Origin of the sequence: Cypionkella sp., assembly GCF_028290025.1 — a bacterium.
Lineage (GTDB): Bacteria > Pseudomonadota > Alphaproteobacteria > Rhodobacterales > Rhodobacteraceae > Cypionkella.
The window spans coordinates 1-6,142 of sequence record NZ_JAQGKQ010000048.1; the positions used below are offsets into that span (position 1 = coordinate 1).

6 protein-coding genes are annotated in these 6,142 nt (G+C 59.4%); all 6 read left to right on the top strand.

Translation table 11 applies throughout. From position 1 onward, the window contains the following. The first annotated feature begins 532 nt into the window (after positions 1-532). The 6 genes from JWS10_RS21235 to JWS10_RS06750 all read left to right on the top strand — a co-directional run bounded on the left by JWS10_RS21235 (position 533) and on the right by JWS10_RS06750 (position 5,913). Entirely contained in the window at positions 533-877 is a 345-nt protein-coding gene (locus JWS10_RS21235; protein WP_366943520.1) for a general stress protein, read from the top strand. 415 nt (positions 878-1,292) lie between these two features. Further along, positions 1,293-1,781 carry a spore coat U domain-containing protein gene (locus JWS10_RS06730; protein WP_299505693.1) on the top strand — a complete coding sequence of 163 codons (489 nt, stop codon included), beginning with the start codon at positions 1,293-1,295 and terminating at the stop codon, positions 1,779-1,781. 11 nt (positions 1,782-1,792) lie between these two features. Beyond that, positions 1,793-2,533 (top strand): molecular chaperone, encoded by a 741-nt coding sequence (locus tag JWS10_RS06735; RefSeq protein ID WP_299505695.1) that lies wholly within the window; start codon positions 1,793-1,795, stop codon positions 2,531-2,533. After that, entirely contained in the window at positions 2,511-3,476 is a 966-nt protein-coding gene (locus JWS10_RS06740; RefSeq protein WP_299505697.1) for a hypothetical protein, read from the top strand. Before JWS10_RS06735 ends, JWS10_RS06740 begins: the two co-directional genes overlap by 23 nt. Next, on the top strand, positions 3,473-4,942 hold the full coding sequence (locus tag JWS10_RS06745; protein ID WP_299505699.1) for a fimbria/pilus outer membrane usher protein: 1,470 nt from the start codon (positions 3,473-3,475) through the stop codon (positions 4,940-4,942). Before JWS10_RS06740 ends, JWS10_RS06745 begins: the two co-directional genes overlap by 4 nt. Further along, complete coding sequence (locus tag JWS10_RS06750) at positions 4,942-5,913, top strand: spore coat U domain-containing protein (RefSeq protein WP_299505701.1); 972 nt, start codon at positions 4,942-4,944, stop codon at positions 5,911-5,913. The genes JWS10_RS06745 and JWS10_RS06750 overlap by 1 nt, the downstream gene beginning before the upstream one ends. Positions 5,914-6,142 lie beyond the last annotated feature (229 nt).

Sequence of the window (6,142 nt, forward strand, 5' to 3'; positions counted from 1 at the left end):
ACTGTCGGATATGGTGCCAGACCGCAAAACCGCAGGCGACGAAATCGTAAACCGCCTCTCCGACGCCGCATCCCGCGTCGCAGAAGGTGCCAAAGACGAAGCCAAGCGCGTGGGCCTCGTCGGCGATACCAACCCCTAAACCAACTTGCCGAGCAGATAACCTCTGCTCGGCAACAGATTAAGATAACTACTTAAGTTGCGGCAATTGGCGAAAAGCCGTCGATTGTACGAGCGACTGGTTTTAATTGCTCGTTTCGGTTGTCGAGCGAAAAGCCATTTTATTGCGAATAACACTTTGAATTGTAATGGACGCATTGCAGCGGGCAATCACCTGAGCGCGTCTTTCATTACCTAATAAATTGTCGGCTGTCTCCGGAGAGATTGCAGCATCCACCGCGCACGGGTGCCTTACATTAACACCATCCCCGCACGGATTTAATCTTTGGTCGTTTTATATTTCTGGTGATTTTAAGGGAACGTTTTGCTCATTCAAACGATTTTTAATTACCATGTTATTAAGGAGGACTATACCATGGCACAAGAAAATAACCGTGGCGGTCAAGGCGGCGGCACCGAAAACCGCGGCTTCGCCTCGATGGACGACGAAAAGCAGCGTGAAATTGCCAGCAAAGGCGGCTCGGCTTCTGGCGGTAACTTCAAGAACGATCCTGAGCGCGCCTCTGAAGCTGGTCGCAAGGGTGGCGAAGCCTCGGGTGGCAATTTTAAGAACGATCCTGAGCGGGCTTCTGAAGCTGGTCGCAAGGGTGGCGAAGCCTCGGGCGGCAACTTCAAGAACGATCCCGAACGTGCAGCTGAAGCTGGCCGCAAAGGCGGGGAAGCAAGCGGCGGGCGCGATCAAGGCGGCGGCGGTAAGTAGCTGCTAACGAGTTAAAAGGGGGCCGCTTGCGGCCCTCTTTTTTATTGACCGCGAGCTTGCGCGCGCGCGGTTGGCGCGCCCTAAGTCTGGCCAAATTAATTGCAGGGTGCACCTTGCTTGACACTCCGAGCTACACGCTGGGCTTGTAAGTGCCATTATCGGCGCTGTGATCGAGCGATATGCCGTGGGAAGCGAGCTGACGGCTTGTACAAGCGCCGCCTGTTCGCCTTGAGAGCGAAAATATTCATCTAAACTACAATCTTGGGTTGCAATTTGCGCCCAGCCGCACCACAGGTGTGATTGACGCACTGTTCTCTTTGATCACGATAACTTGGCCGACGTTCGACGCCAGACGATATCATCGCGCGGGTACACCACGCATCGACCACCCTCCTCAAATGAAATGGAATTGTTCATGTCTTCGCAACGCTTATGTTTAACGCTCTTGGCGCTCACGGTATCGGACCCTGCTTTCGCGCAAACCGCGACCGATACTTTCGACGTGACGATCACTATTGCGGATGACTGTGAAATCACCTCTACGGAGACGCTGGACTTCGGCACTTCGGGCGTGCTGACCGCTGCGGTTGATCAGACGGCCACGCTGGAGGTTACCTGTACGACCGGCACTCCCTATGACATCGGATTTGATGCAGGAGCTGCCGTTGGTGCCTCCACTGCCCTGCGTGGGATGACCTCGCCCGCCACAGACATTATCACCTATCAGCTGTTTCAAAATGCCGGGCGCACCGTGAACTGGGGCAACACCGTACCCACCGATACCGTTGCGAGCATCGGTACTGGTTCTGCGCAGGCGCTTACGATTTATGGCCGGGTTCCGGCGCAATCTACCCCGGCAACCGGCGTTTATACCGACACGGTCACCGCGACGGTCACGTTCTGATTGGGAAACAGATGAAACGCAACGCGACAATACTTGGCTTGACATGGGCTTCGGCGGGACTGCTGGCGCTTTTGACGATGTTGGCATCTGGGCAGGCGGCGCTTGCGGAAGGGTTGCGGGTGTCGCCCGTAACGATCGAGGTTACGGCCCCCGGCGCAACCTCGACACTTGCCCTGCGAAATGATGGCCCCCAAGCCATCACCATCCAAGCCCGCGTGTATCGCTGGGTGCAAGAGGGCGGAGAGGAGCGGTACGAACCGACGCGCGACGTGGTGGTAAGCCCCCCCATGACGCGCCTGAAGCCGGGTGCTAAGCAAAGCGTGCGGATCGTGCGCACCACCAAAACCCGCGTTAACGGTGAAGAGGCGTACCGCGTCTTTGTCGATGAAGTGCCCGACCTGTCCCGCAGTCAGGCCGGTACGGTTGCTTTCGTGACGCGGTTGCGCATTCCGGTGTTCTTTGTCGCCTCCGGTGCGCGACTGCCCGAAGTGCGTTGGTCGTTGACCCGTGACAGCGGGCGCGCGGTGCTTGAGGCGAAGAATACCGGCGATGTTCGCCTCCGTCTGGCGGATGTAGAGTTGGTTCAGGGTGGCGGCACGGTGGACAGCCACAAGGGACTGTTCGGCTATGTTCTTGGCGGTGCTTCGATGCGCTTTCCTCTGGGCTCCGCGTCCAAGTTCCGCAATGGACCGCTGTCGCTGCAAGCCGTCACAAGCCGGGGTCCGCTGAGTGCCGCTGTTTCGCAAAGGTAGCATTCCGTTGGCCTTCTGGGCCACGGCTGTCGGCTGCATGTTTACGTTGGCCGACAGCGCTCCTGCCCAGCAGGCCGGGTCATTTTCCCAGCGCGAATTGTTCCTTGAAGTTTTCATCAATCAGGCCGCCACCGGTTTGATCACGCGCTTTAGCGAAACTGCCGATGGCGGCCTTACGGCGGACGGGCAGGAATTGGCCAACACCGGCATCCTTCCCCTCGAAGCGGGCACGCAAGGCGAAATTCGCATCGACCGGCTGCCCGGCGTGACCTACCAGATTGACGAGGCCGCACAGACTATTTCCTTTGTCGCAGGAGGTGCAGCCTTGGCGTCAAAAGTCATCTCTGCGGCACCCGAGATTGAGACCGGGCCGATGGATCCGCCACAGGACGCAGAATCTGGCGAGCTTCCAGCCGAGCCCGAAGGGGATCGCGTGGACAAAGGCTTCGGTGTAGTCCTAAATTACAACCTTTCGCTGGAAGCCCAAGTCACGGGTTCCAACGCGACGACCGCCTATGCGGACTTTGATTCCCGGGTTTTCTTGCCTATTGGCGCACTTAGCCACAGCTTTTCACTGTCAGAGGCCGCGGCTGGCTCGCAGACCGGGCTTGCCTATACCCGGTTGGAGACCTTTTGGCGCACGGCCCTGCCCAAACGCTCCGTGCAGGTGCAAATCGGCGACATCACCACCCGTGGTCCGTCGTGGACGCGGCCCGTGCGATTGGGTGGCATACTTATTGAACGCAATTTTGATCTGCGTCCGGACCTAGTGACCATTCCGCTACCCAGTTTTGAAGGCAGCGCCGCCGTACCATCGACGGTTGATGTGTATTCGGACTCGATTCGCCGTTTCTCAGCCTCGGTTCCTGCTGGGCCGTTTTCGTTGACCGATCTGCCTTTTGGCAGGGGTCCGGCAACGCGCAGGTTATCCTGCGGGATGTGACCGGACGGGAAACCCGGCTTGACCTGCCATTCTTGGTGTCATCTGATCTGATGCGGAAAGGCTTGGTTGACTTTGCCGTCGCCTTGGGCCGTCCGCGTCTGGGCATCGGCACGGAAAGCGACCGTTATAGTGCCGGACTTGTCGGCGCGGCCACGCTTAGGTTCGGGCTGACCAATGCGGTCACGCTCGCAGCCCATGTCGAAGGCAGCGCGAATTTGCAGATGGGCGGGCTTGGCGCGACCTTCCGCATAGGCACCTTGGGCACTGCCAGCTTAAACATGGCGCACAGCCGGTCCGACCTTGGCACAGGGACATTGGCCGAGGCCCAGGCCGGTTTGAGCTTTGGCAAGCTACGGGTCTCCGGCCGGGTGATGCGCACGCAAGGCGCCTTTTCCGATATTGCCCGCGCCACCGCGGAACCGCTCGGTCCTGACACCGGTCTGTCCGGGGCCTTGGTAAGCCTTGATCAACTGTCCGTCAGCCTGCCCTTGGGCAAAGGCGGCGGCGGCGGCACCACAAGCCTGTTCTATGCCGATGCGCGTCGCTTGGGTGCCCGGCCGGACAGCAGTCTCGGTGTCTCTTATACGCGGCAAATTTTCGAGGCGAGCACGCTAAGCCTGACCCTGCTGGCCGTCGAGGGCGACAATTCCGATGTTGTAGCGGGCTTGGGGCTGTACGTACCGCTAAGTAAGCGCATCGCCGTCGGTGCCAGCTTTGAGCACCGCGACGGCGCGTGGCGGCACAGCCTCTCGGCTTCGGGGCATCCGGAAGACCCGTCCGCAGGGTGGGATTGGCGAGTCCAAGCAACACGCGACACCGACACCGGCCTGCAAGCAAGCGCCCGCCGCCAGTTTGGCTATGGCACTGTCGAATTCGGAACCCGTGTTTCGGGGGCGGAACGTAGTGTTGGCCTGCGCCTCGAGGGGTCGCTGGTCGCTTCCGGCGGTGGCATATTTACGACGAACCGTATCGACGATGCTTTTGCGGTCGTGGATGTCGGGGCGCCCGGCGTGGATGTCCTGTTTGAAAACCGCAGTGTCGGCACCACGGGGCGGTCGGGCAAGCTGCTCGTTCCGGGACTGAGGTCCTATGACACCAACAGCCTGGCCATTGACCCCGGCACATTGCCGTTGGATGCAGATGTGCCTAGCACAAACGCCACCATCCGCCCCGCGCACCGCAGCGGCGTCAAGGTCGATTTTGCTATCAGCACCAATCCCGCAAGCGCCATGGTCGAACTGGTGACCCCGCAGGGCGAGCCAATGCCAGTTGGCCTCAACGCGGTGCTGACCGGTACAGGCGAGACGTTCTTAGTCGGATATGACGGCATCGTTTATGCAATGGGGCTTGAGATGCAAAACGAACTGGTCGTGCGAAACACGGACGGAAGCGACTGTAGCGCTCTGTTCGCCTACGTGGACGAACCGGGGACGATCAGCCAAATCGACGATGTGGTGTGCCAATGATGCGACGTATACTTTGGACGCTGGCGCTGACAATCGCGGCGTGCTTTTGCGTAGCCAGCACGGCACAAGCGCAAAGCTGCACGTTTTCCGCAACAAATCTGGCTTTCGGCGCCGTCGATACGCTGGGCGCAGGCGCTACGGACACCACCGGTACCATAACTGTCCGGTGCAGCGCCTTTGTCGGTCTGCTGTCATCAATGACGATGACCATCAGCATAGGCGAGGGGCGTGGCGGTGCGACAGCATCCAGCCGCCGCATGGCCGGCCTGACGACCGCCACACCGCTGACCTATCAATTGTACAGCAACGCGGCGCGAACACAGATCATCGGCTCAAGCTATTGGTCGTTTGGCGGGAGTCCGATAACCTTATCTGGCGCGACGCTGCTGTCGCTGCAATCTGGCAGTGCCGTGCAGGTTCAGGTTTACGGCCGCGTCACCGGAGGGCAGACCAATGTCGTGCCGGGCAGTTATCAGTCGGTATTTGACCGCAATCCCACCGATGTACGGGTCGACTATCGCACCTGCAGCCTGCTATTGCTTTGCACCAATCGTACTGGCACGTTCACTTTCACCGTTCAGGCCAGTGTAAGCGCCAACTGCTTGGTCAGCGCCACCGACCTTAACTTCGGCTCTGTGGGCTTATTAGACAAAAATCACGACGCGAGCAGTCAAATCAATGTGACATGTACCCCGCTGTCCGCCTACTCCGTCGGACTGAACGCAGGGCTGCATTCCCGAGCAAACGGCGCGCGACGTATGCAGGATGGTGCAGGCCATCAAATCGAATACGGCCTGTTCCAGAACGCTGGACGTACGCTGAGTTGGGGCGCGCTTTCATCTGGCACAGCGCAAACCAGTGCTGGGAGTGGCGGCGCGCAACAATATTCGGTCTATGGCCGTGTGCCTTTGCAGCCGACCCCGCCGGCCGGGATTTATTCAGACAGCGTAGCGGTGACGATCACTTATTGAGCGCTCATTCATTCGCCACTTCCACTGCCAATCGGCTTGAGGCGTGATTAACCCTTTGCCGAGCAGAGGCTATCTGCTCGGCAAGTTGGTTTAGGGGTTGGGATCGCCGACGAGGCCCACGCGCTTGGCTTCGTCTTTGGCACCTTCTGCGACGCGGGATGCGGCGTCGGAGAGGCGGTTTACGATTTCGTCGCCTGCGGTTTTGCGGTCTGGCACCATATCCGACAGT

Coding starts and splice junctions, on each gene's coding strand:
- JWS10_RS21235 (WP_366943520.1), top strand. CDS start 533: ATGGCACAAGAAAATAACCGTGGCGGTCAAGGCGGCGGCACCGAAAAC.
- JWS10_RS06730 (WP_299505693.1), top strand. CDS start 1,293: ATGTCTTCGCAACGCTTATGTTTAACGCTCTTGGCGCTCACGGTATCG.
- JWS10_RS06735 (WP_299505695.1), top strand. CDS start 1,793: ATGAAACGCAACGCGACAATACTTGGCTTGACATGGGCTTCGGCGGGA.
- JWS10_RS06750 (WP_299505701.1), top strand. CDS start 4,942: ATGCGACGTATACTTTGGACGCTGGCGCTGACAATCGCGGCGTGCTTT.